This is a genomic window from Bacillus sp. JHAA (assembly GCF_036961585.1).
Lineage (GTDB): Bacteria > Bacillota > Bacilli > Bacillales > Bacillaceae > Bacillus > Bacillus velezensis.
In genome coordinates, this window is the sequence record NZ_JBAMDE010000003.1 from 64,346 (window position 1) to 90,135 (window position 25,790).

General features: G+C 46.2%; 30 protein-coding genes. 27 read left to right on the plus strand and 3 right to left on the minus strand.

What is annotated here, in order from left to right:
* The first annotated feature begins 36 nt into the window (after positions 1–36).
* From abbA to V7728_RS07950, 9 genes are all read left to right on the plus strand, one after another.
* The gene (gene abbA, locus V7728_RS07910) at positions 37–228 is read left to right on the plus strand and encodes an antirepressor AbbA (protein ID WP_007409618.1); all 192 of its coding nucleotides are present in this window, start codon (positions 37–39) and stop codon (positions 226–228) included.
* A 143-nt stretch (positions 229–371) separates the two neighbouring features.
* Complete coding sequence (cbpB, locus tag V7728_RS07915) at positions 372–815, plus strand: cyclic-di-AMP-binding protein CbpB (RefSeq protein ID WP_003154608.1); 444 nt, start codon at positions 372–374, stop codon at positions 813–815.
* Positions 816–955: 140 nt separating this feature from the next.
* The gene (gene ccpC, locus V7728_RS07920; protein ID WP_007611101.1) at positions 956–1,837 is read left to right on the plus strand and encodes a transcriptional regulator CcpC; all 882 of its coding nucleotides are present in this window, start codon (positions 956–958) and stop codon (positions 1,835–1,837) included.
* 111 nt (positions 1,838–1,948) lie between these two features.
* Entirely contained in the window at positions 1,949–2,422 is a 474-nt protein-coding gene (locus tag V7728_RS07925; protein WP_025284659.1) for a flavodoxin, read from the plus strand.
* Positions 2,412–3,305 (plus strand): WD40/YVTN/BNR-like repeat-containing protein, encoded by an 894-nt coding sequence (locus V7728_RS07930; protein ID WP_099566708.1) that lies wholly within the window; start codon positions 2,412–2,414, stop codon positions 3,303–3,305. Before V7728_RS07925 ends, V7728_RS07930 begins: the two co-directional genes overlap by 11 nt.
* A gap of 26 nt (positions 3,306–3,331) precedes the next feature.
* On the plus strand, positions 3,332–3,787 hold the full coding sequence (locus V7728_RS07935) for a flavodoxin (protein ID WP_007409622.1): 456 nt from the start codon (positions 3,332–3,334) through the stop codon (positions 3,785–3,787).
* Between the two features lie 81 nt (positions 3,788–3,868).
* Complete coding sequence (gene dapD, locus V7728_RS07940; RefSeq protein ID WP_007409623.1) at positions 3,869–4,579, plus strand: 2,3,4,5-tetrahydropyridine-2,6-dicarboxylate N-acetyltransferase; 711 nt, start codon at positions 3,869–3,871, stop codon at positions 4,577–4,579.
* A gap of 70 nt (positions 4,580–4,649) precedes the next feature.
* Positions 4,650–5,774 (plus strand): N-acetyldiaminopimelate deacetylase, encoded by a 1,125-nt coding sequence (locus V7728_RS07945; protein ID WP_012117444.1) that lies wholly within the window; start codon positions 4,650–4,652, stop codon positions 5,772–5,774.
* A gap of 60 nt (positions 5,775–5,834) precedes the next feature.
* Positions 5,835–6,080: a YkuS family protein gene (locus tag V7728_RS07950; protein ID WP_003154596.1), complete on the plus strand. Its 246-nt coding sequence runs from the start codon at positions 5,835–5,837 to the stop codon at positions 6,078–6,080.
* Between the two features lie 33 nt (positions 6,081–6,113).
* Here V7728_RS07950 and V7728_RS07955 read toward each other — a convergent pair whose 3' ends face one another.
* On the minus strand, positions 6,114–6,920 hold the full coding sequence (locus V7728_RS07955) for a mechanosensitive ion channel family protein (RefSeq protein ID WP_038463800.1): 807 nt from the start codon (positions 6,918–6,920) through the stop codon (positions 6,114–6,116).
* Positions 6,921–7,207: 287 nt separating this feature from the next.
* Here V7728_RS07955 and V7728_RS07960 point away from each other — a divergent pair, with 287 nt between their 5' ends.
* Together V7728_RS07960 and rok are read left to right on the plus strand one after the other, a co-directional pair.
* Positions 7,208–7,666 carry a TlpA disulfide reductase family protein gene (locus tag V7728_RS07960; protein ID WP_099566709.1) on the plus strand — a complete coding sequence of 153 codons (459 nt, stop codon included), beginning with the start codon at positions 7,208–7,210 and terminating at the stop codon, positions 7,664–7,666.
* Positions 7,667–8,118: 452 nt separating this feature from the next.
* The gene (gene rok / locus V7728_RS07965; protein ID WP_012117447.1) at positions 8,119–8,715 is read left to right on the plus strand and encodes a transcriptional regulator Rok; all 597 of its coding nucleotides are present in this window, start codon (positions 8,119–8,121) and stop codon (positions 8,713–8,715) included.
* A gap of 23 nt (positions 8,716–8,738) precedes the next feature.
* Here the strand turns inward: rok and V7728_RS07970 are convergent, their stop codons facing one another.
* Entirely contained in the window at positions 8,739–9,731 is a 993-nt protein-coding gene (locus tag V7728_RS07970; protein WP_043021218.1) for a hypothetical protein, read from the minus strand.
* A 145-nt stretch (positions 9,732–9,876) separates the two neighbouring features.
* Here V7728_RS07970 and V7728_RS07975 point away from each other — a divergent pair, with 145 nt between their 5' ends.
* The 14 genes from V7728_RS07975 (at position 9,877) to sipT (ending at position 22,662) form a co-directional block, all read left to right on the plus strand.
* Positions 9,877–10,479: a molybdenum cofactor guanylyltransferase gene (locus tag V7728_RS07975; protein WP_076424045.1), complete on the plus strand. Its 603-nt coding sequence runs from the start codon at positions 9,877–9,879 to the stop codon at positions 10,477–10,479.
* Between the two features lie 51 nt (positions 10,480–10,530).
* Positions 10,531–11,550 (plus strand): molybdopterin-synthase adenylyltransferase MoeB, encoded by a 1,020-nt coding sequence (locus V7728_RS07980; RefSeq protein ID WP_007611113.1) that lies wholly within the window; start codon positions 10,531–10,533, stop codon positions 11,548–11,550.
* Positions 11,551–11,567: 17 nt separating this feature from the next.
* On the plus strand, positions 11,568–12,860 hold the full coding sequence (locus V7728_RS07985; RefSeq protein ID WP_099566710.1) for a molybdopterin molybdotransferase MoeA: 1,293 nt from the start codon (positions 11,568–11,570) through the stop codon (positions 12,858–12,860).
* Complete coding sequence (mobB, locus tag V7728_RS07990) at positions 12,821–13,342, plus strand: molybdopterin-guanine dinucleotide biosynthesis protein B (RefSeq protein WP_007409631.1); 522 nt, start codon at positions 12,821–12,823, stop codon at positions 13,340–13,342. The genes V7728_RS07985 and mobB overlap by 40 nt, the downstream gene beginning before the upstream one ends.
* Positions 13,343–13,813, plus strand: a complete 471-nt coding sequence (locus tag V7728_RS07995; protein WP_007409632.1) for a molybdenum cofactor biosynthesis protein MoaE — start codon at positions 13,343–13,345, stop codon at positions 13,811–13,813.
* Complete coding sequence (gene moaD, locus V7728_RS08000; RefSeq protein ID WP_007409633.1) at positions 13,810–14,043, plus strand: molybdopterin converting factor subunit 1; 234 nt, start codon at positions 13,810–13,812, stop codon at positions 14,041–14,043. Before V7728_RS07995 ends, moaD begins: the two co-directional genes overlap by 4 nt.
* Before the next feature lie 323 nt (positions 14,044–14,366).
* Positions 14,367–15,065 carry a Yip1 family protein gene (locus V7728_RS08005; RefSeq protein WP_099566711.1) on the plus strand — a complete coding sequence of 233 codons (699 nt, stop codon included), beginning with the start codon at positions 14,367–14,369 and terminating at the stop codon, positions 15,063–15,065.
* 1 nt (position 15,066) lies between these two features.
* Positions 15,067–16,203 carry an efflux RND transporter periplasmic adaptor subunit gene (locus V7728_RS08010; protein ID WP_012117453.1) on the plus strand — a complete coding sequence of 379 codons (1,137 nt, stop codon included), beginning with the start codon at positions 15,067–15,069 and terminating at the stop codon, positions 16,201–16,203.
* Positions 16,204–16,896, plus strand: a complete 693-nt coding sequence (locus tag V7728_RS08015) for an ABC transporter ATP-binding protein (protein ID WP_007409637.1) — start codon at positions 16,204–16,206, stop codon at positions 16,894–16,896.
* Positions 16,893–18,086 (plus strand): ABC transporter permease, encoded by a 1,194-nt coding sequence (locus V7728_RS08020; RefSeq protein WP_007409638.1) that lies wholly within the window; start codon positions 16,893–16,895, stop codon positions 18,084–18,086. Before V7728_RS08015 ends, V7728_RS08020 begins: the two co-directional genes overlap by 4 nt.
* Before the next feature lie 281 nt (positions 18,087–18,367).
* Positions 18,368–19,123, plus strand: coding sequence for a DeoR/GlpR family DNA-binding transcription regulator (locus V7728_RS08025; RefSeq protein ID WP_099566712.1), 756 nt, complete (start codon positions 18,368–18,370; stop codon positions 19,121–19,123).
* Positions 19,120–20,031, plus strand: a complete 912-nt coding sequence (pfkB, locus tag V7728_RS08030; RefSeq protein WP_003154572.1) for a 1-phosphofructokinase — start codon at positions 19,120–19,122, stop codon at positions 20,029–20,031. The genes V7728_RS08025 and pfkB overlap by 4 nt, the downstream gene beginning before the upstream one ends.
* A gap of 14 nt (positions 20,032–20,045) precedes the next feature.
* The gene (locus V7728_RS08035; RefSeq protein WP_099566713.1) at positions 20,046–21,950 is read left to right on the plus strand and encodes a PTS fructose transporter subunit IIABC; all 1,905 of its coding nucleotides are present in this window, start codon (positions 20,046–20,048) and stop codon (positions 21,948–21,950) included.
* 94 nt (positions 21,951–22,044) lie between these two features.
* Positions 22,045–22,662 carry a signal peptidase I sipT gene (sipT, locus tag V7728_RS08040; protein WP_369719103.1) on the plus strand — a complete coding sequence of 206 codons (618 nt, stop codon included), beginning with the start codon at positions 22,045–22,047 and terminating at the stop codon, positions 22,660–22,662.
* A 37-nt stretch (positions 22,663–22,699) separates the two neighbouring features.
* On the opposite strand, the gene V7728_RS08045 is transcribed toward sipT, so the two are convergent.
* Positions 22,700–22,969, minus strand: a complete 270-nt coding sequence (locus V7728_RS08045; protein WP_021493749.1) for a hypothetical protein — start codon at positions 22,967–22,969, stop codon at positions 22,700–22,702.
* 161 nt (positions 22,970–23,130) lie between these two features.
* Between V7728_RS08045 and V7728_RS08050 the strand changes: the two genes are divergently transcribed.
* Positions 23,131–24,750 (plus strand): ABC-F family ATP-binding cassette domain-containing protein, encoded by a 1,620-nt coding sequence (locus V7728_RS08050; RefSeq protein WP_007409642.1) that lies wholly within the window; start codon positions 23,131–23,133, stop codon positions 24,748–24,750.
* A 112-nt stretch (positions 24,751–24,862) separates the two neighbouring features.
* Positions 24,863–25,771: a ketopantoate reductase family protein gene (locus tag V7728_RS08055; RefSeq protein WP_032871368.1), complete on the plus strand. Its 909-nt coding sequence runs from the start codon at positions 24,863–24,865 to the stop codon at positions 25,769–25,771.
* The last annotated feature ends 19 nt before the right edge of the window (positions 25,772–25,790 follow it).

Below are 25,790 nucleotides of genomic sequence, written 5' to 3' on the forward strand. Positions count from 1 at the left end.
GAGGTATTCAGTTAAAAATAGGGGGCCTGATTACGTATGAGTCTTATCGGTGAACGATTTACGGAAGAAGAACAGAAACTTCTGCTGAATATCCTGATCAATCAAGAATATGCCATTGAGCTTTTGACCAGCGAAATCAACGATATAGAAGCAGGGTCAAAAAGCGTTGATGGAACCACTTATAAAAAACTCGTAACGCTCTATGACCGTTTTCGGAATGAAAATTAATCAGCGGCCTATAAATTGATACTCGATTGCAAAGAGTATCTTTTTTATTGACGGAAACTTTTCGACAAAAAATGATAATGTTTATATTATTGCAATATAGGGAATACATGCTTTGATGAAAAATGTAAAGGGGTCGAAGTGACATGATTAGCTTACAATCAGATCAGCTTCTTGATGCAACAGTCGGACAATTTATGATCGAGGCGGATAAAGTGGCGCACGTTCAAGTCGGAAACAACCTTGAGCATGCTCTATTAGTGCTGACGAAAACCGGCTATACCGCCATTCCCGTCCTTGACGCTTCGTACCGTCTGCACGGTTTGATCGGGACAAATATGATTATGAACAGCATTTTCGGACTTGAACGGATCGAGTTTGAGAAGCTGGATCAAATTACGGTTGAGGAAGTCATGCTGAAAGACATTCCCCGTCTCCACATCAATGATCCGATTATCAAAGGGTTCAGCATGGTCATTAACAACGGCTTTGTCTGCGTTGAAAATGATGAAGGCGTCTTTGAAGGCATTTTCACGAGAAGAGTCGTATTAAAGCAGTTGAGCAGCCATATCAGATCATTGAATAAGTAGGCTCGCACGATCAGCCTATTTGTTCTTTTGCATGCCGGAAAAAGAAAACGCATACATATGAGTGGCGCTTGCCTCGGCAGCCTTTATTTTATTAGAATGGTAGATAAGAAATACGAAAAGGCATTGAAAAGGAGGACGACATGCAGCTTCAAGAGCTTCATATGCTCGTAGTTTTAGCTGAGGAATTAAACATGAGGAAGGCTGCCGAACGGTTATTCGTGTCACAGCCGGCTCTGTCCCAGCGATTGCAGACCATTGAAAAAGCCTGGGGAACAAAGATCTTTCTTAGGTCTCAAAAAGGACTTACGGTAACGCCGGCAGGAGAAAAAATCATACAATTTGCAAATGACGTCACGGATCGGCAAGAAAGAATCAGAGAAAACATTGATGAACTTGAGGGTGAGATTCACGGCACATTAAAGCTTGCCGTCGCCTCGATTATCGGGCAGCACTGGCTTCCGAAAGTGTTAAAAACATATGTGGAACGATATCCGAATGCAAAGGTCTCTCTCATTACAGGGTGGAGCAGCGAAATGCTGAAAAGTCTGTATGAAGATCAGGTACATATCGGCATTATCCGGGGAAATCCGGAATGGAAAGGCCGGAAAGATTATTTAATGACCGATCATTTATATTTGGTCGATACGGAAATTTCCTGTATTGATGATATTGCCCATACCGACCGGCCGTTCATCCAATTCAAAAGTGACAGTACATATTTTCAGGAAATTCAGCATTGGTGGCATCAAAAATTCAAAACCTCGCCGAAACAGACCATCCTTGTCGATCAGATTGAAACGTGCAAGCAGATGGCGCTGCACGGGATCGGATATGCCATTCTGCCGTCAGTCACCTTAGAAGAGGAAGACAAAGTAAATAAAATGCCTCTGCTTGATACAAAGGACCATCCGATCGGCCGTGACACATGGCTGCTCGGTTATGAGCCGGCATTTGAATTAAAACAGGTGCAGGCTTTTGTTTCTGTCATTAAAGATATGCTGAAGCAGGAACGCCCATTTTAGAAAGACAGCAATCATGCTGTCTTTTTTTATTTTTTATTGACAATGAAAATCATTATCATTTAAAGTGTTATATATGTTAATGAAAATCATTATCAATTACGAGGTGGTCATATGCAGAAAGCATTAATGATATACGCAAGCATGTCGGGGAATACAGAGGATATTGCCGGCATTATAAAAGAAACACTGAGCGGGCATCAGATAGCAGTTGACTGTCTTGACATGGACGAAGCAGATGCGGATTCTCTCGAAGCATATGATTATGTTTTTGTCGGCACGTACACATGGGGGGACGGTGATCTTCCTTACGAAGCGGAAGATTTTTACGAAGATATTCTGCACAGCCAGCTCAACGGACTGAAAACGGCCTGTTTCGGTTCAGGCGATCACGCCTACCCGAAGTTTTGCGAAGCGGTCACGCTGTTTTGCGATGCGTTTGAACAGGCCGGAGCCAATTTATATCCGGAAACGCTGAAAATTGAGCTGGCGCCCGAGACGGCTGAGGATCAGGAATGCTGCAAAGAATTTGTCCGCGGTTTTCTTGCATGGGCCGCTCACCACGGAGACAAGTGCCATGTTTCATAAAGGCGCGACGGCTGTGATGGCATCAGTATCTTCGGGATTTTTTGTGGCTGTGAAAGGCGAAGGTATTTTTCATTTTTCGGCGGAAGAAGGCTGGAAAAGACTGTTCCGAGTGAAAAGCAGAATTCATGTGCTGACTTACATAGGGCCCTACATATTCGCGGCTGGAGAAAAAGGCGCCGTCCTCAGATCAGCCGATCAGGGAAAGACCTGGACGGCCTCCCGGTTTCCGACCAGCGCCTCCGTATGGGCCGTTGCCGGGCGGAATGACGGGTTTGTCTGTGCGCACGGCACATACTGCCTCTACTTATCTGATGATTTCGGCGTCACTTGGCATGTGGCTAAGCCCTTTTCACAATTAAAGGAGCCGCCTGTCATCCGTTCGCTTTGTTTACACGGTCAGACGATTTATATCGGCACCCGGATTCACATGAATCATGGCGGCATTTGGGCGTATGATCTGACGGAAGACCGCATCCGGCGTATAAGCCGCGAAAGGCAGCGCATGACGGCTTCAATGAGGATGTATCAGAATGACTGGCTCATTGCAGCAAAGGGCGCGGCAAAGGGAGAACGGGGGGAGGTTGCCGTCCGAAACGTGCGGACGCAAGAGGAGTTTGCCATTACAGCCGGACCCGCCGTACGGGAAAAATCATTTCTCGACGTTTCTGAGGATAACGGGATTATTTATGTCACATCGTCACAGGACGAAAACGGATTTTCGCGTATTTATCAAGCTGATCTCGCCGCCGGTGAATTAAAGTGGTTTGATACGATCCGCGGTCACGGATGGCGGGTGGCCAACCGGGAAGAAAACTTTTTTTGCGCGGGCCTTTACGAAAGTAAGTTTGTCAGACCGTATGAAGCGGTTCGGCTCGCACATTAGTTTTTATGCATAAAGGAGAGACGAAGATGGGGAATGTATTGCTTGTTTACGCTACAATGTCAGGAAACACCGAGGCGATGGCGGATTTAATTGAAAAAGGGCTGATCGAAGCACAAGCATCCGTAGACAGATATGAAGCGATGGATATTCATGCCGAACTTTTTAATGATTACGAGTATATTTTATTAGGCACATATACGTGGGGAGACGGGGATCTTCCTGATGAAATGCTCGATATTGCTGAAGATATGGAAAACCTGGAGTTTACGGGAAAAACATTTGCTTTGTTCGGTTCCGGAGATACGTCCTATGAGTTTTTTTGCGGGGCGGTTGACGAATTGGAAAAAGTAATCACGGCCCGCGGCGGGCGGGTGGTGCTGCCGTCGGTCAAAATTGAAAACAACCCTGAGGGCAGTGAGGAAGAAGAGCTCCGGGAATTCGGAAGACAGTTTGCCGCGCTGTGCAGCCAGCCGGCAGAATAAAGGCTTGTTCCTTTTTTTCTTGTCTTTGTATCCTTCCTTTGTTACAGTAATGAGGTAGAAAATCAGAGGAGGACAATACATATGAAAATGATGGATGCAAATGAAATTATTTCATTTATTCAAAATAGTACAAAATCAACGCCTGTAAAAGTGTATGTAAAAGGCGATCTTGAAGGAATCAGCTTTGGCGATTCCGCTAAAACATTCCTGAACGGCCAATCCGGCGTCGTTTTTGGCGAGTGGGCTGAAATTAAAAGCGCAATTGAAGAAAACAAAGACAAAATTGAGGATTACGTCATTGAAAATGACCGCCGCAACTCTGCGATCCCGATGCTTGATTTAAAAGATGTTAAAGCGAGAATCGAGCCCGGCGCTATTATCCGCGACCAAGTCGAAATCGGCGACAATGCCGTTATCATGATGGGGGCATCTATTAATATCGGTTCAGTCATCGGCGAAGGTACGATGATTGATATGAACGTTGTTCTCGGCGGACGCGCGACTGTCGGCAAAAACTGCCACATCGGAGCGGGTTCTGTATTAGCGGGCGTTATTGAGCCGCCTAGCGCTAAGCCTGTTGTCGTGGAAGACGACGTTGTGATCGGCGCAAATGCGGTTGTGCTTGAAGGCGTAACAATCGGTAAAGGCGCGGTTGTCGCTGCCGGAGCCATCGTTGTAAATGACGTCGAGCCATATACCGTTGTAGCGGGAACACCTGCGAAAAAAATCAAAGATATCGATGAAAAAACAAAAGGCAAAACAGAAATCAAACAGGAATTACGCCAGCTGTAAGGAATGGTTTGATAGAATGGGCGTGGATGATAAAATCCACGCCTTATTCTTATCTCAAGGAGGAATACATATGGAAAAAGAGCGGCTCATTGCCATCCGAAGAGATCTGCACCGCATTCCGGAGATCGGCTTTCAGGAATATAAAACTCAACAGTACCTGCTGAATCTATTGAACCAATATCCGGAGGAAAGAATTGAAATTGAAACTTGGAGAACCGGCATCTTTGTCAAAGTCAACGGCACGGCTCCGGAAAAAATGCTCGCCTACAGAGCGGATATAGACGCTCTGTCGATTGAAGAGCAGACGGGGCTTCCGTTTGCATCTGAACACCCCGGTTTTATGCACGCATGCGGCCACGATATGCACATGACCATCGCGCTCGGCATTATTGATCATTTTGTCCATCATCCCGTCAAACATGATCTGCTCTTTTTATTCCAGCCGGCTGAAGAAGGACCGGGCGGAGCGGAACCGATGCTTGAAAGCGATGTGCTGAAAAAATGGACGCCGGATTTGATTACCGCTCTCCATATAGCACCTGAGCTTCCTGTAGGCACAATCTCCACCAAAAGCGGCTTGCTGTTTGCCAATACGAGCGAACTCGTCATCGATCTCGAGGGGAAAGGCGGGCATGCGGCATATCCGCATACAGCAGACGACATGGTCGTTGCCGCGAGCACGCTTGTCACGCAGCTGCAGACGGTCATATCCAGAAATACGGATCCGCTTGACAGCGCTGTGATCACTGTCGGAACGATTACCGGGGGCACGGCGCAAAATATCATCGCAGAGCATGCTCATCTGGAGGGAACCATCCGGACGCTTTCCGAGGAATCAATGCGTATGGTGAAAAAGCGGATTGAAGAGCTTGTCAAAGGAATTGAAATCGGCTTCCGATGCAAAGGAAAAGTCACGTATCCGTCCGTTTATCATCAAGTTTATAATACAAGCGGCCTGACCGAAGAATTTATGCAATTTGTCAGCGATCATCAGCTTGCTGACGTGAGAACGGCGAAAGAAGCGATGACCGGAGAAGATTTCGGATATATGCTGAAAAAATATCCCGGCTTTATGTTCTGGCTGGGGGCCGATTCATCCCACGGGCTTCATCACGCCAAGCTGAACCCGGATGAAGATGCGATGGAAACCGCGGTAAATGTCATGGTCGGATATTTTTCGAAGTATGCCAATTAAATCCGAAAAGAAGAATAATCTAACAAAAATTGAGCATTCTACATAACGGAGGTGTTCAATATGACGAAAAAAATTGGAATTGAACAATCTTTATCGGATGTAGAACAGGCGTTAAAACAAAAAGGATATGACGTAGTGATGATGAAGACTCCTGAGGATGCGAAGAATTGTGACTGCTGTGTCGTAACCGGACTTGACAGCAATGTCCAAGGAATTGCCGATACGTCAACTCAGGCTCCCGTCATTACGGCTTCCGGAATGACCGCCGACGAAATCTGCAGCGAAGTGGAAAAAAAATTTCATTAAAAAGAAAAAACCGAAGCTTACGCTTCGGTTTTTCTATTCGGCGGAAGCGGCGTTTTTAAAACGGTCGAGCGCGATTTTTATTTCTCTCCGCAGTACGCGTTCAACCCGCCATTGCTCCATATTTTCTGTTTTGGCAATGATTCTGATTACCATTTCTGACGTGCTTAAATCCTGAACCCCGATGACGTCCGGCCCTTCCTTAATCTGCGGGAGCTCAGCGGCTGCTTTGTCACACGCGGTTTGCAGGATTTGAATGGTTTCATCAAGATTTTTTTCAAGCGGCACTTTAATATCGACAAGCGCCTGCATCGTTCCGCGGGAATGGTTGCTCACATTCGTAATGCCCCGGTTGGGAAGATAGTGAAGCGTGCCGTCAAAGCTCCGGATTTGCGTCGTACGGAGACCGACCTGCTCGACAATGCCGCTGTAGCCGGCAACCGTAATATAATCGCCGACGTCGATCTGTTTTTCCAAAAGGATAAAAAATCCGGTGACGATGTCACTGACAAGCCCCTGAGCCCCGAAGCCGACTGCGAGACCGACCACGCCGGCTCCGGCAATGAGAGCGCTCGGATTGTAGTGAAATAAATCCAAAATCATCACGATAAAAACGAAAATCAGGATGTATCCATATACATTAAGCGCGAGGCTTCGCAAAGTATAAGCGCGGCCTGTGGAGAGGTTGTTTTGTTGCTCGAATTTCTGAAACAGATGCTTGATCAGCTTTTTTCCTGCCGCCCGGAAAATAAAGTACGCTAAAATAATGAGAGCCAGCTTTATGATGAAAATCCCGGCAGATGTGAGAAGCCCGGCCCAGTCAAAGTGTTTTAAATCAATCATAGTGATGTCTTCCTTTCAAGTCTTTTGCGGAAAAAGCTAAAAGTGATATACCCGTTTTTAAAAAAAATAAACCTTTTAATAGAAACCAGTTATTTCATTTATGATTTGTTCATATTGCCCGGTTTCAATATCATCATTTTTGTGAAGATATGAACTAAGGAATCGCCACACTCATTTTAACATGGTGATTCAGCCAAATCATATCCTTTGGAGGGAAAACAGGGGAATGTTGCCCGGCGAAACTGAAAGCCCCGGCAAAAAACCTTTTTCATAAGGAGGGAAATAAGATGAAATTACGTCAGCAAATGCCTGAATTGACAGGCGCTAAAGCATGGATTAACAGAGAAGTCACGAAGGAACAGCTGGTCGGCGGAAAGCCGGCACTGATTCACTTCTGGTCCGCCAGCTGCCGCATGTGTAAAGAAGCGATGCCTGAGATGAACGAATTTCGTGATAAATATAAAGATCAGCTGAATGTGATGGCCGTTCACATGCCCCGTTCCGAAGACGATCTTGACCTTGAGAAAATCAAGGAAACAGCGGCTGAACACGATATCTCTCAGCCGATTTACGTCGACAGCGATCATACGCTGACTGAAGCATTTGAAAATGAATATGTGCCGGCTTATTACCTTTTCGATAAAACCGGACAGCTCTGCCATTTTCAAGCGGGAGGAAGCGGGATGAAAATGCTTGAAAAACGCGTTAGCCGAGTACTTTCAGAAACGGAGCAGGCTTCTGAGTAATCGGGACAATCTCCGTCGGACTATTGTCTCGGTTCTGCAAACCCTTTGCCGTTTAGGTAACAGGGTTTTTTTGTGCCTATTGGATAAAAAATTCCAATATGACATGTGCGGCTTGAAAAATAAGAGAAACAGCCGTAAACACGCTGTACCGCTTGTTTTATCGATATCATTATCTTTTACATATTATAGTCGAAAATTGTAGATATCACGCTAATTTTCATTAAACAAGTAATTTCAAGTTATATTTTGAAATGGTTGAATAAATTGGTACTTTGTCCAGAATCCCCTATATGACAAGGGATTTTTGTATATAAAGTACCATTTTCAGAAAATAAGCAATTTTTCATAGAGTAAATAAAATAGTAAAATGATAAAATAATAGTTGATAAAATTACTTTTGTAATCTAATATCTTAATAAAAGCGTTTAAATTTTTGACAGGGGGTTTTACACATGTTTAATGAAAGAGAAGCGCTGCGCTTACGTTTAGAGCAATTGAACGAAGCAGAGGTAAAAGTCATTCGTGAATATCAAATAGAACGTGATAAAATATATGCAAAACTGAGAGAATTAGACAATACAGGCAGCCTGTCCGATACAAAAAAAGAGTTTCGTCCGGAGAAAAAAAGTGACTCTCTCCCGGTGCTTGCAGAGCTTGCAGCACAGGAAATGAGAAGCTATCAAAAGCCGCAGGCACAGCCTCAATCCTCCCAGCCGCAGATGCAGTCTATTACGTCTCTTCCCGCCGGCATTCCAGACGGTTCTACAAGAAGAAGAAGAGGGACGGCGAGACCGGGATCAAAAGCGGCAAAACTGCGCGAAGCAGCGATTAAAACATTGAAACGCCACAATGCAGCGATCAAAAGTTCCGAACTTCAAAAGGAAATTGAAAAGGAAAGCGGCCTTGAAATTCCTAATATGACAACATTTATGCAAAGCTTAATTAAAATGTATCCGGAAGTGAAAAAACCATACCGCGGCCAATATATTCTTGAGGGAGAAATTTCTCAGGAAACAGCAGAAACGGCAAATGATACGGCTGCTGAATAATAAAACAGTAAAAACTGCTTGCGTTACTCAAGCAGTTTTTTTGCGTTTTCCCGCTTATTCTGCGGAAGTGACGCCTCTTTTCCAGGCTTTTTTTCAAGCTTGACGACATATTTTTGGAAAGGCTTTTCGCCGTCAGCACGTTCTTTCAACGCATCCAGTTTTTCATCAAACGACTGATCGCGTGACTCTGATTGTACAAATTGTTTTTGCAGGGAGATGACTTGTTCGGTAACGGCTTTAAGCAAGTCTTCTGCCTGAACAGTCTCTTTGGAAACAGAAGGGATTTCCAGAGCTTGTTCCGCCGGTTCCGCCGTGCGGCTGTCAATATCAGCAAAATGGCCGGCAATCCAAGCATCACTTTCGTCCAGCTGCCGTTTATACGAAAGAATGGTTTCTTGAAATAACTTTTCTTTCGTTTTTTCTATTTCTACAAGCCGTTCTTTTGTTTCTAGTATTCGATCTCTCATATGATTAATTTCTATTTTAATATGTTTGAGCTGGTATTCTTTTTCTATCATTTGTGTTTGAAGCCGGGTATTTTCGTCTGCAGCGGCATGATAACGCTGTTTCATATCTTCGTGAGAAGTCCGTTCAGTTTGAATGGCGGTCTCAAGTGAGCGGATGCGGGTATGTAAGTTTTTATTTTCTTCTTCAAATTTTACATTTGTAAGATGCAGACGGTGCTTTTCTTCCATCTCATTTTTCCGCCGAAACGTTTCCTGCTGAAGCAGTTCTTGCAAAATGACGATTTTATCGAGCAGCCCGGCTCTGATTTCATGCAAAGAACGTTCCGTGTCACTTGTCTGTTTGTGTTTTTGAGCCATGGCTTCCAATTCGTCAGAAAGCTTGTGAAGCCGCTCTTTAATATTGGCGTTTTCCTCCTGAAGCTTATTATTTTTTTGATGGAAGTAGCTTGCTTCAAATTCTGAAATTAATTTTCTGCATCTGGAAAGTTCGGATTTCAAGTAAAGGTTCTCTTGAGAAGTGTCGTGGAAAAACGGACCGGATATTTTCATAAGAACCATCTCCCTCATGATGTTAACACTACAATATGGGAAAGGATCAACGGCTATTCCTCTTAATTAAACAGACAAGCACCGTAATATTGTATTTCGGCTGAGGCGTTTGCTATGCTTTTATATAGAATGGGAGAGAGATGACATGAAACGGGTGAATGTAATATTAGCGGGGGGAGCTTCCCGAAGATTCGGAGAACCGAAAGCTTTTGCAAAGTGGAAGGGCGGCATGTTTTATGAACAGGCGAAAAAAGCCTTCGGCGGCGGAGAAACGGTAATTATCAGCCGCCCTGAGCATATAAAAAAGTTCTTATCAAACAGGGAGCGGCATGTTTTGGCCGATGAGCCGCGGTTTCGGGCAATGGGCCCGCTTGCCGGCATCTATACGGCAATGAAACAAACGGAAGGCGAAATATATACGGTCATATCCTGTGACACGCCGCTCGTGACAAGAAAAACGATGGCTGCGCTTGAAATGAAGCTGACCGGAAACCTGGACGCTGTCATACCGGTTTGTGAAAACAGAGAGCAGCCCCTCTTGGCGGTTTACCATAAACGGGTGCAGGATGTGCTTTTTGATCAGCTGACACAAAACAAACTGAAAATGACAGACACGCTGAAACGGCTGTCTGTCTGTTATGTGCAGGCTGAAGACATCGGCGCCGGGCCGGAGGAGTTCGCTAATATCAACACACAGGACGATTACACCAGACTTTTGGCGCATGTCGAGTCTTCAAATCAAGACTGATCGGGAAGAAACATGGTATGATGGAAATAAAAATGCAAGGGGACAACACAGATGGAAGAGCGCTATTCGCGTCAGACAAGATTTAAGCCGATAGGGGAAAAAGGGCAGCAGGCGCTGGCTGACAGCAGTGTCCTGATTGTCGGAGCCGGAGCCCTCGGAACAGCCGCGGCAGAGGGCCTGGCAAGAGCCGGAGCGGGCCGTATGGCGATTATTGACCGGGATTATGTGGAATGGAGCAATTTACAAAGACAGCAGCTGTATACAGAAGAAGACGCGAGACAGCGCCTGCCGAAAGCAATGGCGGCTAAGGCGCGTCTTTTGGCGGTAAACAGTGATATACATATCGATGCTTACGCGGCGGAAGGTACGGCGGAAACGCTCGAACCGCTGATCGAACAAGCGGATTGCATCGTGGATGCGACAGATAATTTTGAAACGAGAATGGTCATCAATGATCTGGCGCTGAAAACGAAAACACCTTGGATTTACGGTGCCTGTGTCAGCAGTCAGGGAATGTGCATGACGATTATTCCGGGGGTTACGCCGTGTTTATCCTGCCTGTTTGAGCAAATGCCCGTGGGCGGAGCGACATGTGATACAGCAGGTATCATACCTCCGGCGGTTCATATCGTTTCCGCTTATCAGCAGGCTGAGGCGCTGAAATTGCTGACAGGAAATCATGCAGCGGTAAATCGGCGCTTTTTCACGTTTGACGTGTGGAATAACACCAATATGAGCATAAATGTGGATCAGATCAAACGGGATCATTGCCCTTCCTGCGGCGCGGAGCCCGTATATCCGTATCTGCAGCCTGAAAACAGGCCGAAAGCAAGCGTGCTGTGCGGAAGAGACACCGTTCAAATCAGATCGGAAGCCTTAAAGAGGCTGGATAAAGAAGAACTTGTCAAACGTCTGAAGCAGATCGGTAAAGTGGAAGCAAATGAATTTCTGCTGCACATGGCGTATGAGCGCTTCAGGATCGTTATTTTTCAGGACGGACGGGCTTTGATTCACGGTACAAACGATATAAAAGAAGCAAATTCAGTTCTGGCCAGGGTGATCGGCCTGTAGGAAGGGGAGATATTGCTATGCTTGAAAAAAGAACGCCGATTCAGGTGGACGAAGCAGTCCGCCGGGTGAGCCGGTATAAAAAACAGGGGGATACCGAATGGGTGGCGCTTGAGGACAGTCTCCACCGCTATTTGGCGGAGGATGTTAAGGCGGATCATGATGTGCCGGCCTTTAACCGTTCCCCGTATGACGGGTTTGCCATCAGGGCGAGCGATTCAAAAACGGCTTCCCGTGACAATGCCGTCACCTTTGAAGTCATTGACCATATCGGAGCAGGCGCCGTGTCGGAAAAAGAACTCGGGCCTTATGAAGCGGTCCGCATTATGACGGGGGCGCAGATTCCAAAAGGCGCGGATGCCGTAGTGATGCTTGAGCTGACAAGAACGTTTTCTGAAAACGGGACGAATTACATGTCAGTGAAACGCCCTTTCCATGCGGGCGATAATATTTCATATCAAGGAGAAGATGCGAAAAAGGGCAGCTCGCTATTAAAAAAAGGGACGAAAATCACGCCGGGCGTAACCGCTCTTTTAGCAACCTTCGGCTATGCTTCCGTTCCCGTGGTCAGAAAGCCGGTTGTCGGCATTATCGCAACGGGGACCGAGCTTCTTCATGTCAGCGATCCGCTTGAGCCGGGGAAAATCCGCAACAGCAACGCTGCGATGGTGTATGCCCAGGTCATTGAAGCGGGTGCAGTACCGCTGAACTTAGGGAAAATTTCCGATGATTTTGATGACAGCTATGATGCGGTGAAGGAAGCTATGAAAAAAGTTGATTTTCTGATCACGACCGGCGGCGTGTCAGTCGGCGATTTTGATTTTCTTCCAGACATTTATAATAAGCTCGGAGCGGAAGTTCTTTTTAACAAAGTGGCAATGCGCCCGGGGAGCGTGACAACTGTCGCCCGGGCCGATGACATGCTGCTGTTCGGCCTTTCAGGCAATCCGTCCGCATGTTATGTCGGATTCACCCTGTTTGTCAAACCGATGATTCAGACGTGGCTTCTGAATGAAAAACCTCATTCCGGATGGGCGGAAGCCGTGTTAATAAACGACTTTCCGAAACCGAATCCGTTTACGAGATTTGTGAGGGCGTTTGTTTATCATAAGGACGGAAAGATGATGGCGTCACCGGTCGGCCTCGACAAATCAAGCTCAGTCACATCTCTAGCCGAAGCAAACGCGTTTATCCTTCTGCCGGGAGGAACGAGGGGATATGAAGCGGGCCGGACGGTTCACGCGCTCCTCATCCGTGATGAGAATGGAAGTGAATGGCCGTGGTCAATTCTTTCCCGATCGTCCAGATCGTAGGTTTTCAAAACAGCGGTAAAACAACGTTTATTGAACGTGTGCTGAAAGCGGCGCCGAAAGAGTGCGATATTGGATGTTTAAAACATCACGGACATGGCGGAGAGCCGGAACCTTTTTCTGACGGAAAAGACTCGGAGCGTTTTTCAAAAGCCGGAGCCGCGGTTACGGCAGTAGAAGGGGACGGCGTCCTGCAGCTTACGGCGCGAAAAAAATGGGATCTGGCGGGTTTGATCAGTCTGTATGAATGTCTGGGAATTGACGGTCTTCTCATAGAGGGATTTAAACATGCGCCGCATCCGAAAATCATTATGATCAAAGACAGCGAAGATTGGCAAAAGCTGAAGCATTTGGAGCGCGTGATCGCGGTTGTCAGCAGAAATACGGAGCATATGCCGGCAGATGCCGGCATGCCCGTATTCCATGCGGACGATCCGGCTGCCATGATGTTTGTGCTTTCGCAGCTGAAAGGGGAATCTGCATAAATGGAACGTTTTCAAATTACAAGGGAACCTATCATTGCCGAAAATATCGTAAAAAAAGTTGAAAAGCGTGAAGCCGGCGCCATCACAACGTTTATCGGCACGGTCAGAGAGTGGACTGCCGGACGGCGGACGGTGCGTCTCGAATATGAAGCGTATGAACCGATGGCTGTTCAAATGCTTTCTCAAATCGGCGATGAAATCAGCGCGAAATGGGAAGGAGCCGAAGCTGCAATCACTCACCGTGTCGGCGTCCTTGATATCGGAGAAGCAGCGGTCGTAATCGCCGTGTCTTCTCCGCACAGAAAGGCGGCATATGAGGCGAATGAATATGCAATTGAACGGATAAAACAGATTGTGCCGATATGGAAAAAAGAAATCTGGGAAGACGGAGAAGAATGGATAGGCGATCAGCTGGAAACAACGCCCTATCCGAACGGAAAACCGGATTTGCATAAAGGGGAATCGCGATGATTAAAGTATTATTGTTTGCCGGGCTTGCGGAGCAGGCGGGAACACCGGTCATTGAACTTGACGAAAAAGAGACGGCGGCGTCTGCTGTAAAAACGCTGCTAAAGGAACGGTACGGCCTTCAGACGATTGACAATGCCATGATCGCAATCAATGAAACATATGTAAAAGACAACAGCATCGTAACAGAAGGTGATACCATTGCCTTTATCCCTCCTGTAAGCGGAGGGTGAAAAAAGAGCCGGATGTGCATCATTGCCATCCGGCTTTTTTGTATATAGGCGCTGAATTCCAGAGAATATCTAAATGGGATTTAAAGGGATTTGCGATTGGGCTGGTTTTGACTGCATGAATAGGCTGAAGACAGTGCCTTCACAAGGCTTTGAGCCTCCCGTCGCACGGATCTGACAATGCTTTTTTTTACATAATTATGGAACGTAAAGCTGAGAATTTGTGTTACAATTTAGCATAAATACGCAAACGGCAAAAAAATTGAAACTTCTCTCAGCCTAAAGCGTACGTATAAACAGAATAATACATAGGAGGCATCAGCAATATGGAACCAAACCTGGAAAAAGGCAATACGGCAGTAACGGAAAAGCCGTCAATTTTCGGCGTCATTACAAGTCCTGTTGTGCAGTTTAAAAGATTAAAAGAAAAGCCGGTCATCGGCATTCCTCTCCTGATTGTCATCATTCTCATCGCGGCCGGCAGTATTTTGCGCGGACTGGGGATGAATTATGAAGAAGTGCTGAACAGCCCATCTCTTGACGGTTTGACGGATGATCAGATTGAAATGACCAAAACCTTCGCTAAATTCGGCTCGATGTTCGGAGGAATCTTCGGGGGCATTATCGCTCTGTTTATCGTTCCGCTCATTTACTGGCTGTGCGTCAAAATTTCAGGCGGCGTGACAACTTACAAAAAAATGCTCTCACTCAGCCTGTTTACGGCATTTATTACCAATATCGGCTTAGTTATTAACGGTCTTGTTACTTATTTTACCGGTGCGGGCTCATTGTACGCCGTAACATCTTTGGCGAGTGTCATACCGGCCGGAGACGGCGTCGCGGTCTTTTTAAGCGCGTTCGACATTTTCAGCATCTGGAGCTATATTCTGCTCGCTTTGGGACTTCGCTATACAGGCGGCATTTCGAAAAAAGCGGCCTGGACTTCCGCGATTGTCCTGTTTGTTATTATGCTTTTGGTTTCGGCAGTCGGAGGACTGTTAAGTTCAGTGACAGCAGGTGTATAACATGAAAAAAATTTGGATCGGAATCGGCATCGCCGTAATTGTTGCAGTATTCATCGGTATCAATATTTATAAGTCTGCCGCTCCCGCGGGCGGAAGCGCCGGGAAAAAAATCGAAACCGGAACCATGGAAAACAGAGAAATCTCCTCTACGGTTATGGTTCCGGGAACACTTAAATTCTCTAAAGAACAGTATGTTTTTTATGAAGCGGATAAAGGAACTCTTGATAAAGTGAAAGTAAAAGAAGGCGACAAAGTAAAAAAAGGGTCGTCGTTAGTCACGTATACAAATGAGCAGCTCAATCTTGATAAAGAACAAAATGAGTTGACAGAACAATCAAAACGGATGCAAATCGAACAAGTTGAAGAAAAACTCAGAGCATTAAACAGCAAGGAACAAGATCTGGCAAAACAAGTGGGGGAAGCGGAAGCCAAAAAACAAATTGAATCCGAACGGACTGATCTGCAGCTTCAGCAAAAAACGGCGGAAATCGAATTAAAGCAATCTGATTTGCAAAAGCAGTCTCTTGAAAATCAGGTGGCGAATCTCAATGTTAAGAGTGAGATGGACGGGACGGTTATCTCGGTAAATCAAGAAGCGGCTTCTAAAAAATCGGATATTCAAGAACCGGTTATACATATAGGAGACCCGGAACACCTGATCGTTGCCGGCAATTTGTCCGAATACGACACGCTGAAAGTGAAAAAGGGACAAAGCGTTACAATTACCTCAGACGCCATTCCAGGTAAAACGTGGAAAGGGAGAGTGGCGGCTGTCGGCCTCGTTCCTGATCAAAAGTCAAGCGCTGCTTCGGGGGAAAGTACGGAACAGGCCGTGCAGTATCCGTTCCAGGTTAAGCTGATCGGAAACCTTCCGGAGGGCAAGCCGGGGTTTAAATTAATTATGAACATTGAAACAGACAAACGGAAAGCCGATACGCTGCCGTCCTCCGCGGTCAAAAAAGACGGAGATGAGCACTGGGTCTTTACGGTAAAAGACGGGAAGGCCAAACGCGTGAAAGTTAAAGTCGGCGATACCGCAAATCAGCTTACGGAGATAAAAGAAGGGCTTTCAAAGGATGATAAAGTCATTCTGAATCCGGCTGACGGTTTGACTGACGGAACGGATGTGAAAGCATAGATGATTCAGCTTTCAAAGGTGAAAAAAAGCTATCAGATCGGCAAGGAGACGTTTGATGTTCTCCGTTCAATCGACTTGACGATTGAAGAAGGAGAATATGTGTCAATTATGGGACCGTCGGGATCGGGAAAATCTACGATCATGAATATCATCGGCTGTCTGGACAGACCGACGTCCGGCAGTTACAGGCTTGCGGGCGAAGATGTTTCTTCATGCACCGAAAAAGAGCTTGCGGCGGTCCGGAACAAATCAATCGGATTTGTCTTTCAGCAATTTCAGCTGCTGCCGCGATTGAATGCAAGAAAAAATGTCGAACTCCCCATGATCTACGCCGGTATCGGCAAAAAAGAGCGTGAGGAACGGGCTGAGCATGCGCTGGAAAAAGTCGGTTTGGCGGATCGGATGCGTCACATGCCGAATGAGCTGTCCGGCGGTCAGAAGCAGCGTGTCGCGATTGCAAGAGCCATTGTGAACGAACCGAAGCTCATTTTAGCTGATGAACCGACCGGCGCGCTGGATACGAAAACAAGCATTTCCATTATGGAGCAGTTCACAGAGCTTAATGCAGAGGGCGTGACCGTGGTGCTTGTGACTCATGAGCCTGAAGTGGCGGACTGTACAAACAGAGTGATTTTCGTCCGTGACGGCATGATCGTTTCCCGCGATGCTGAGCAGAGGAGAGTGGGGGAATGAGCCTGTCAGAAAATCTCCGGATGGCCCTCAGTTCCGTAAGAGCTCACAAGCTGAGATCGATTCTGACAATGCTCGGAATCATTATCGGCGTCGGTTCAGTAATCGTTGTTGTGGCTGTCGGCCAGGGCGGAGAGCAAATGCTGAAGCAATCCATCAGCGGGCCGGGCAATACGATTGAATTGTTTTACATGCCCAGTGATGAAGAATTAACAGCCAATCCGAACGCCTTACAGGAAGCGAGTTTTACAGAAGAAGATATTAATGGATTAAAAGGAGTGGACGGCGTAAAGCAGGTTGTCGCTTCCGCGGTAAAATCCATGACGGCCCGTTACCATGAAGAAGACACGGATATTACGCTGAACGGCATTAACAGCGGCTACATGGACGTAAAAAAGCTGGACGTTCAAGATGGACGGACATTTACGGACAATGATTTTCTTTCCGGGAAAAGAGCAGGAATCATCTCGAAAAAAATGGCTGAAAAGCTGTTCGGGAAAACGTCTCCGCTCGGAAAAATCGTCTGGGCCGGCGGACAGCCCGTAGAAGTAATCGGCGTACTGAAAGAAGAGAGCGGTTTTTTATCGTTAGGACTCAGTGAAATGTATGTGCCGTTCAACATGCTGAAAACGTCTTTCGGTACTAACGACTACAGCAACGTTTCCGTTCAGACGGAGTCCGCTGATCAAATCAAATCAACAGGAAAAGAAGCGGCCCGTCTCTTAAATGACAATCACGGTACAAAAGAGGCCTATCAAGTCATGAATATGGAAGAAATCGCGGCGGGAATCGGCCAGGTCACGACCGTCATGACGACGATCATCGGTTCGATCGCCGGTATTTCTCTCGTTGTCGGCGGGATCGGGGTCATGAATATTATGCTCGTATCAGTGACAGAACGGACAAGAGAAATCGGCATCCGCAAATCGCTCGGTGCCACGAGAGGACAGATTCTGACACAATTCTTAATTGAATCTGTTGTGCTTACATTAATCGGCGGCTTAATCGGAATATGTCTCGGCTACGGGGGAGCATCACTCGTTTCCCTTATCGCAGGCTGGCCGTCGCTCGTTTCCTGGCAGGTGGTTTGTATCGGTGTGCTGTTCAGTATGCTGATCGGTGTCATTTTCGGCATGCTGCCCGCCAACAAAGCATCACGCTTAGATCCGATTGAAGCGTTACGGTATGAATAATCGGCGCCCCATGCAGTCTGCATGGGGTTTTTTGTGTTTTAATGATTGAATGAATATAATAGACTTTTTTCATTTATGATAAAAAGAAAATGTCATACAATTGTCCCCCTTTTTGTCGAATTTACAGTTTACAAACCCTATGTACATACGTTAATATGAACAAATGTGAAAGATTTTGATAGTTATTGAATGAATTTGAGTGATTTTAGTTGCTAGAAGTAAAAAAAGCGTTTACAATTATCTTGCAGCCGAAATGAATACGTTTCCAAAGGAGGCGGAATATGCTCACTCCTGAAAGGTATCAGCTGATTATGGATCAGATTGAAAAGCGTGATGTGGTGAAGATTCAAGAGCTGATAAGTATGACAAATGCTTCTGAATCAACGATCAGAAGAGATTTATCAACACTTGAAGAGCGCGGATTTTTAAAGCGCGTTCACGGCGGGGCGTCTAAACTTTCCAACAGCAGGCAAGAACCCGATATGCTTGAAAAATCCTCCAAAAACCTTCAAGATAAACTGAAGATCGCAGAAGAAGCGGCATCTTTATTAGAAGAAGGTGACTGTATTTATCTTGATGCGGGAACAACTACATTGCACATGATTGATTTTATAGATCCATCTAAGGACATTGTGGTTGTCACAAACGGAGTTATGCATATCGACGCTTTAATAAGGAAAGGGATCCCCTTTTATCTTCTCGGAGGATATGTGAAGCATAGAACAGGTGCGATGATCGGCGGCGCCTCATTAACGGCGGTCAGCCAGTACCGTTTTGACAAAAGCTTCCTCGGGGTGAACGGCGTGCACATTGAAGCCGGCTTTACAACACCCGATCCGGATGAGGCTCTTCTGAAGACAAAGGCTGTGAGACAGGCGAAAAATGCGTATGTTTTAGCCGATCCTTCTAAATTCGGCGAGATTTCTTTCGCAGCGTTCGCCGCCTTGAGCGATGCCGCTATCATTACCACTGAAGCTGAAGAACTTGCATTCGATAATTACCAAGAAAAAACTGTCGTAAAGGTAGTGAAACCATGATTTACACTGTAACCCTCAATCCGTCTGTTGACTATATCGTTCACGTTGAAGATTTTGCCGTAGGCGGTTTAAACCGTTCCAGCTATGACACGAAGTATCCCGGCGGAAAAGGCATCAACGTTTCGAGATTACTGAAAAGACACCATGTGCCATCAAAAGCATTGGGGTTTGTCGGCGGATTTACCGGAAATTATATCACGTCATTTTTGCAGCAGGAAGGTCTGGAAACGGCTTTTTCTGAGGTGGATGAAGACACGCGTATAAATGTAAAACTGAAAACGGGCGATGAAACGGAAATTAACGGACAGGGCCCGACGATTTCAGACGAAGTGTTCAATGCCTTTTTAGAACAGTTCTCCGCTCTGGAAGAGGGAGACATCGTCGTTTTAGCGGGAAGCATTCCTTCTTCCCTGCCGCATAACACGTATGAAAAAATTGCTGAGGCATGCAGAAAACAGAATGCCCGGGTAGTCGTGGACATCTCCGGTGAAGCGCTGATGAAAGCGACAGAAATGAAACCGTTTTTGATGAAGCCGAATCATCATGAGCTTGGGGAAATGTTCAATACGGTCATTGATTCAGCCGAAGCTGCCGTTCCTTACGGTAAAAAATTGATTGAACAAGGCGCTGAACATGCGATTGTTTCGATGGCTGGTGACGGTGCGCTTTTATTTACGAAAGAGGCGGTTTTCCTCGCCAATGTTCCTAAAGGAAAGCTTGTCAATTCGGTAGGCGCGGGTGATTCCGTCGTCGCGGGATTCCTTGCGGGAATTTCAAAACAGCTGCCTTTGGAAGATGCGTTCCGTTTAGGAGTTGCTTCCGGAAGCGCAACGGCATTTTCTGAAGAACTCGGAACTGAAGAGTTTGTACAGCAGCTTCTTCCTGAAGTTAAAGTCACACGTCTATAGAGGAGGAAAGAAAAGTGAAGATAACTGAGCTGTTAACAAGAGATACAATTCATCTCAATATAGAAAGCAAAGAGAAAGAAAACGTTATCAATGAAATGGTGACAGTGCTTGACAAAGCCGGCAGATTAAATGACAGAGAGGCTTACAAAGCAGCCATTTTAAATCGTGAAAGCCAAAGCTCGACGGGAATCGGCGAAGGCATTGCCATTCCTCATGCGAAGACGGCGAGCGTCATTAACCCGGCCATCGCATTCGGCCGTTCAAAAGATGGTGTGGATTATGAATCATTAGACGGTCAGCCGGCACACCTGGTCTTTATGATTGCGGCAACCGAAGGAGCGAATAATACGCACCTTGAGGCATTATCAAGACTTTCAACGCTTCTCATGCGTGAGGAAATCCGCAAACAGCTTCTTGAAGCTGAATCAGAAGATGCGATCATTGACATCATCAATCAGCATGACAAAGATGACGATGAGGAAGAAGAAGAGCAGGAAGAACAGGCAGCGCCGTCAGGAAAAGGCAAAATCCTTGCCGTTACGGCATGTCCGACAGGTATCGCCCATACGTTCATGGCAGCTGACGCACTGAAGGAAAAAGCGAAAGAGCTCGGCGTTGACATTAAAGTCGAGACAAACGGCTCAAGCGGTATCAAACATAAGCTGACGGCTCAAGAAATTGAAGACGCGCCTGCGATCATCGTGGCGGCTGATAAACAGGTTGAAATGGAACGCTTTAAAGGCAAACATGTTCTTCAAGTGCCTGTAACGGCCGGTATCAGACGTCCTCAGGAACTGATTGAAAAAGCCGTTAACCAAGATGCGCCGATTTACGAGGGCAGCGGCGGAGGATCTTCCGCTTCAAATGAAGACGGCCCGAAACAGAAATCAGGCACAAGCATCGGAAGTACTTTCTATAAACACTTAATGAGCGGTGTCAGCAACATGCTGCCATTTGTCGTCGGCGGCGGAATTCTCGTTGCGATTTCATTCTTCTGGGGAATTCATTCAGCTGATCCGAAAGACCCGACATACAACACGTTTGCCGCAGCGCTGAACTTTATCGGCGGCGATAATGCGTTAAAGCTGATTGTTGCAGTTCTTGCCGGATTCATCGCAATGAGTATTGCGGACCGTCCGGGATTTGCGCCGGGTATGGTCGGCGGATTTATGGCTACGCAGGCGAATGCCGGATTCTTGGGCGGACTGATTGCCGGATTCTTAGCAGGTTATGTCGTAGTCCTTTTGAAAAAGCTGTTTGTCTTTATTCCTCAGACTCTTGACGGATTAAAACCTGTATTGATTTATCCGCTGCTCGGTATTTTTATCACCGGTGTCCTGATGCAATTTGTCATAAACACACCTGTCGCAGCGTTCATGAATTTCTTAACAAATTGGCTTGAAAGCCTTGGAACTGGAAACCTTGTTTTAATGGGTATTATTTTAGGCGGTATGATGGCTATCGACATGGGCGGCCCGCTCAATAAAGCGGCGTTCACTTTCGGTATCGCGATGATCGATGCCGGAAACTATGCGCCGCATGCGGCCATCATGGCGGGCGGAATGGCTCCGCCGCTTGGAATCGCACTGGCGACAACATTCTTTAAACACAAATTCTCTAAACGTGACCGTGAAGCCGGTATTACGTGCTACTTCATGGGAGCAGCTTTCGTTACAGAAGGCGCCATCCCGTTTGCAGCGGCTGATCCGCTTCGCGTCATCCCTGCAGCCGTTGTCGGTTCTGCGGTAGCGGGCGGACTGACAGAGTTTTTCCGGGTAACGCTTCCTGCACCGCACGGAGGAATATTCGTTGCATTCATTACGAACCATCCGCTGCTTTACTTAATGAGCATCGTGATCGGAGCGATTGTAACGGCGGTTATCTTGGGAATCGTCAAAAAACCGGTTGCAGAGAAATAAGCAAAAAGCGTCCATTACGGGCGCTTTTTTCAATCATGTGCGCATAGAAGCGTTATGTATTTTATGATGAGTTATGATAAAGTAAAGATGGTACATGAACCGAAACAGTGATCGTCTAGGAGGAACCACGTTGACTGAAGAACAAAAACCTACTTCTGAAAAATCGGTAAAAAGAAAATCCAACACATATTGGGAATGGGGAAAGGCCATCATTATAGCGGTTGCACTTGCGCTGTTAATCCGCCATTTCCTGTTTGAACCGTACTTAGTGGAAGGATCATCAATGTACCCGACATTACATGACGGTGAAAGGCTGTTTGTCAACAAAAGCGTCAATTATATCGGAGAAATCGAGCGGGGAGACATCGTCATTATTAACGGCGATACGTCGAAAGTCCATTATGTAAAGCGGCTCATCGGAAAACCTGGAGAAACGGTGGAAATGAAAAATGACACGCTTTATATAAACGGCAAAAAAATCGCAGAACCGTACCTCGCGAGCAATAAAAAAGAAGCGAAAAAACTGGGAGTCAACCTGACGGGAGATTTCGGCCCCGTAAAGGTTCCGAAAGGCAAATACTTCGTCATGGGCGACAATCGGCTGAATTCAATGGACAGCCGGAACGGACTCGGTTTAATTGCCGAAAACCGAATCGTCGGCACCTCGAAGTTTGTGTTCTTCCCGTTTCATGATATGCGTCAGACAAAATAAAAACGCCGCGCTGCCCGATTTGGACAGCAGGCGTTTTTTATTTGGCAAACGAGGCGGCGACGGCGATGAACAATACCGTGGCCAGCACTGATCCGACAATGGCCAGAACGCTGAAAAAAAGATTCACCTGCTTCTTCTCTTTGCCGCGTTTTTCAAGCATCCGTTTTGAAAAGAGATGCGAAAACGTATAAATGAGGGCGATTCCGACGTACAAGCCGATGTCACGTGCCGTAAAGCCTGTGACGGCCAGAAAAACCCCGGTGAAGAAAATCATAAGACAGTATTCTGTGAGTGTTAAAAGCTTCAACTTGTTCCTCCGTGATGAATATGTATATATATCTATTGTATCACAGCGCTCCGGGTTTGACGCCTGCATCTTTCAAACCCGTATATTCGCAGGGAAACATTTCTCTTCCCCTTTATTCATGGTATACTTTTAATGATGATAGACACGATGGAGGATTCTAAATGATTGCTGTAAATAATGTGAGCTTGCGTTTTGCGGATCGCAAGTTATTTGAAGATGTCAATATTAAATTTACGCCGGGCAACTGCTACGGATTAATAGGCGCAAACGGTGCCGGAAAATCAACATTTTTGAAAATTTTATCCGGTGAGCTGGAGCCGCAGACCGGCGATGTCCATATGAGCCCGGGCGAACGTCTTGCCATTCTGAAGCAGAACCACTTTGAATATGAAGACTTCGAAGTGCTGAAAGTCGTTATTATGGGACATAAACGTTTATACGAAGTCATGCAGGAAAAAGACGCGATTTATATGAAGCCTGATTTTTCAGATGAAGACGGCATCCGCGCCGCTGAGCTTGAAGGAGAGTTTGCGGAATTAAACGGATGGGAAGCTGAAAGTGAAGCCGCTATTTTGTTAAAGGGCCTGGGCATCTCTGAAGACCTGCATACGAAGAAAATGGCGGACTTAGGCGGTTCAGAAAAGGTGAAAGTGCTTTTGGCGCAGGCGCTGTTCGGCAAGCCGGACGTTCTGTTGCTTGATGAACCGACCAACCACTTGGATCTGAAAGCGATTCAGTGGCTGGAAGAGTTTTTAATCAACTTTGAGAACACAGTCATCGTCGTATCCCATGACCGTCACTTTTTAAATAAAGTGTGCACGCACATCGCCGATCTTGATTTTAATAAAATTCAAGTGTACGTCGGCAACTATGATTTCTGGTATGAATCCAGCCAGCTTGCTTTAAAGCTTTCTCAGGAAGCCAACAAGAAAAAAGAAGAGCAGATTAAACAGCTTCAGGAGTTCGTGGCCAGATTCAGCGCCAACGCCTCTAAATCAAAGCAGGCGACATCAAGAAAGAAACTCCTTGATAAAATCACGCTTGATGATATCAAACCGTCATCACGCCGTTATCCTTATGTCAATTTCACGCCGGAACGTGAGATCGGAAATGACGTGCTGCGGGTTGAAGGCTTAACAAAAACGATTGACGGGGTTAAGGTGCTTGATAACGTCAGCTTTATTATGAACAGAGAAGATAAAATCGCTTTTACGGGACGCAACGAACTTGCCGTTACGACATTGTTTAAAATCATTTCCGGGGAAATGGAAGCTGACAGCGGCACATTTAAATGGGGCGTGACCACTTCTCAGGCGTACTTCCCTAAAGACAACAGCGAATATTTTGACGGCAGCGACGCGAACCTTGTTGACTGGCTCCGCCAATACTCGCCGCATGACCAAAGTGAAAGCTTTCTGCGCGGTTTCTTAGGACGCATGCTGTTCTCGGGAGAAGAAGTCAACAAAAAATCAAACGTCCTTTCCGGAGGAGAAAAAGTGCGCTGCATGCTTTCAAAAGCGATGCTTTCCGGCGCGAACATTTTAATTCTGGATGAACCTACAAACCACTTAGATTTGGAATCCATTACGGCGCTTAACAACGGCTTAATCAGCTTTAAAGGCGCTATGCTGTTTTCATCTCATGACCATCAGTTTGTACAGACAATTGCCAACCGCATCATTGAATTAACGCCTAAAGGCATTGTTGACAAACAAATGTCTTATGACGAATTTCTTGAAAACGCGGATGTACAGAAAAAACTTGAAGAGCTATACGCGTAATAAAGAAGCAGGGGAGACTCTGCTTTTTTATTTATGAAAAAAGTTTTCAATCTTCTGACTTCCCGTTACAATAAATGAATACATAACTTGAAAAGAGACGGAGGAATGCATCATGAAGTTTTTAGTTGTCGGAGCTGGAGGAGTGGGCGGATATATCGGCGCGCGTCTTGCAGAAAAGGGAAATGACGTGACGTTTCTCGTCCGCAAGAAACGGGCGGAACAATTACAAGAGACGGGATTGACCGTCAAAAGTGAAAAAGGTGATGTTTCAATCAAGCCGAAATTAATCATGGCGGGCGAAGAAGGAGCATTTGACGCGGTTATCATCGCTTCAAAAGCGTATTCTTTGCAGGACGTCATTCGGGATGTCAAACCGTTTGTCAAACCTTCGTCGGTCATTATTCCTTTTTTAAATGGATACAGGCACTATAACCAGCTGTTTGAAGCTTTTTCAAAACGGCAGGTGCTGGGCGGCCTCTGCTTTATTGAGAGCGCCCTTAACGACAAAGGGGACATTCTTCATACGAGCGCTGCCCACCGCTTTGTTTTCGGTGAATGGAGCGGGGAACGCACGGAACGTATGAATGAGCTGGAAAACGCATTTGCAGGTGTGAAAGCGGATGTCATCATCAGCCGGGATATTGAAAAGGACATTTGGAAAAAATATATGTTTATTGCCGCGCAGGCGGGAGTGACCACTCTGTTTCAACAGCCGGTCGGACCGATTTTAGAAACAGAAGGCGGCCGCAACACGGCAAAGCGCCTCTTTGCTGAAATCGGCGCCATTTTCAAGGCTGCCGGCATCCCGAAAGATCCTGGTCTGGAAGAAGAGAGTTATCGCACATTGACAAGCATGTCTTACCATATGAAATCGTCGATGCTGAGAGATATGGAAAAGGGCAGGGTGACGGAAGGTGATCATTTACACGGATTTTTGCTTGAGAAAGCGAAAGGCTTGTCAGTTGATGCACCTGTTTTGGAAACCGTCTGCGCCAACTTGCAAATGTATGAAGCGAAATAAAAAAAGGAGGCCTAAGCGC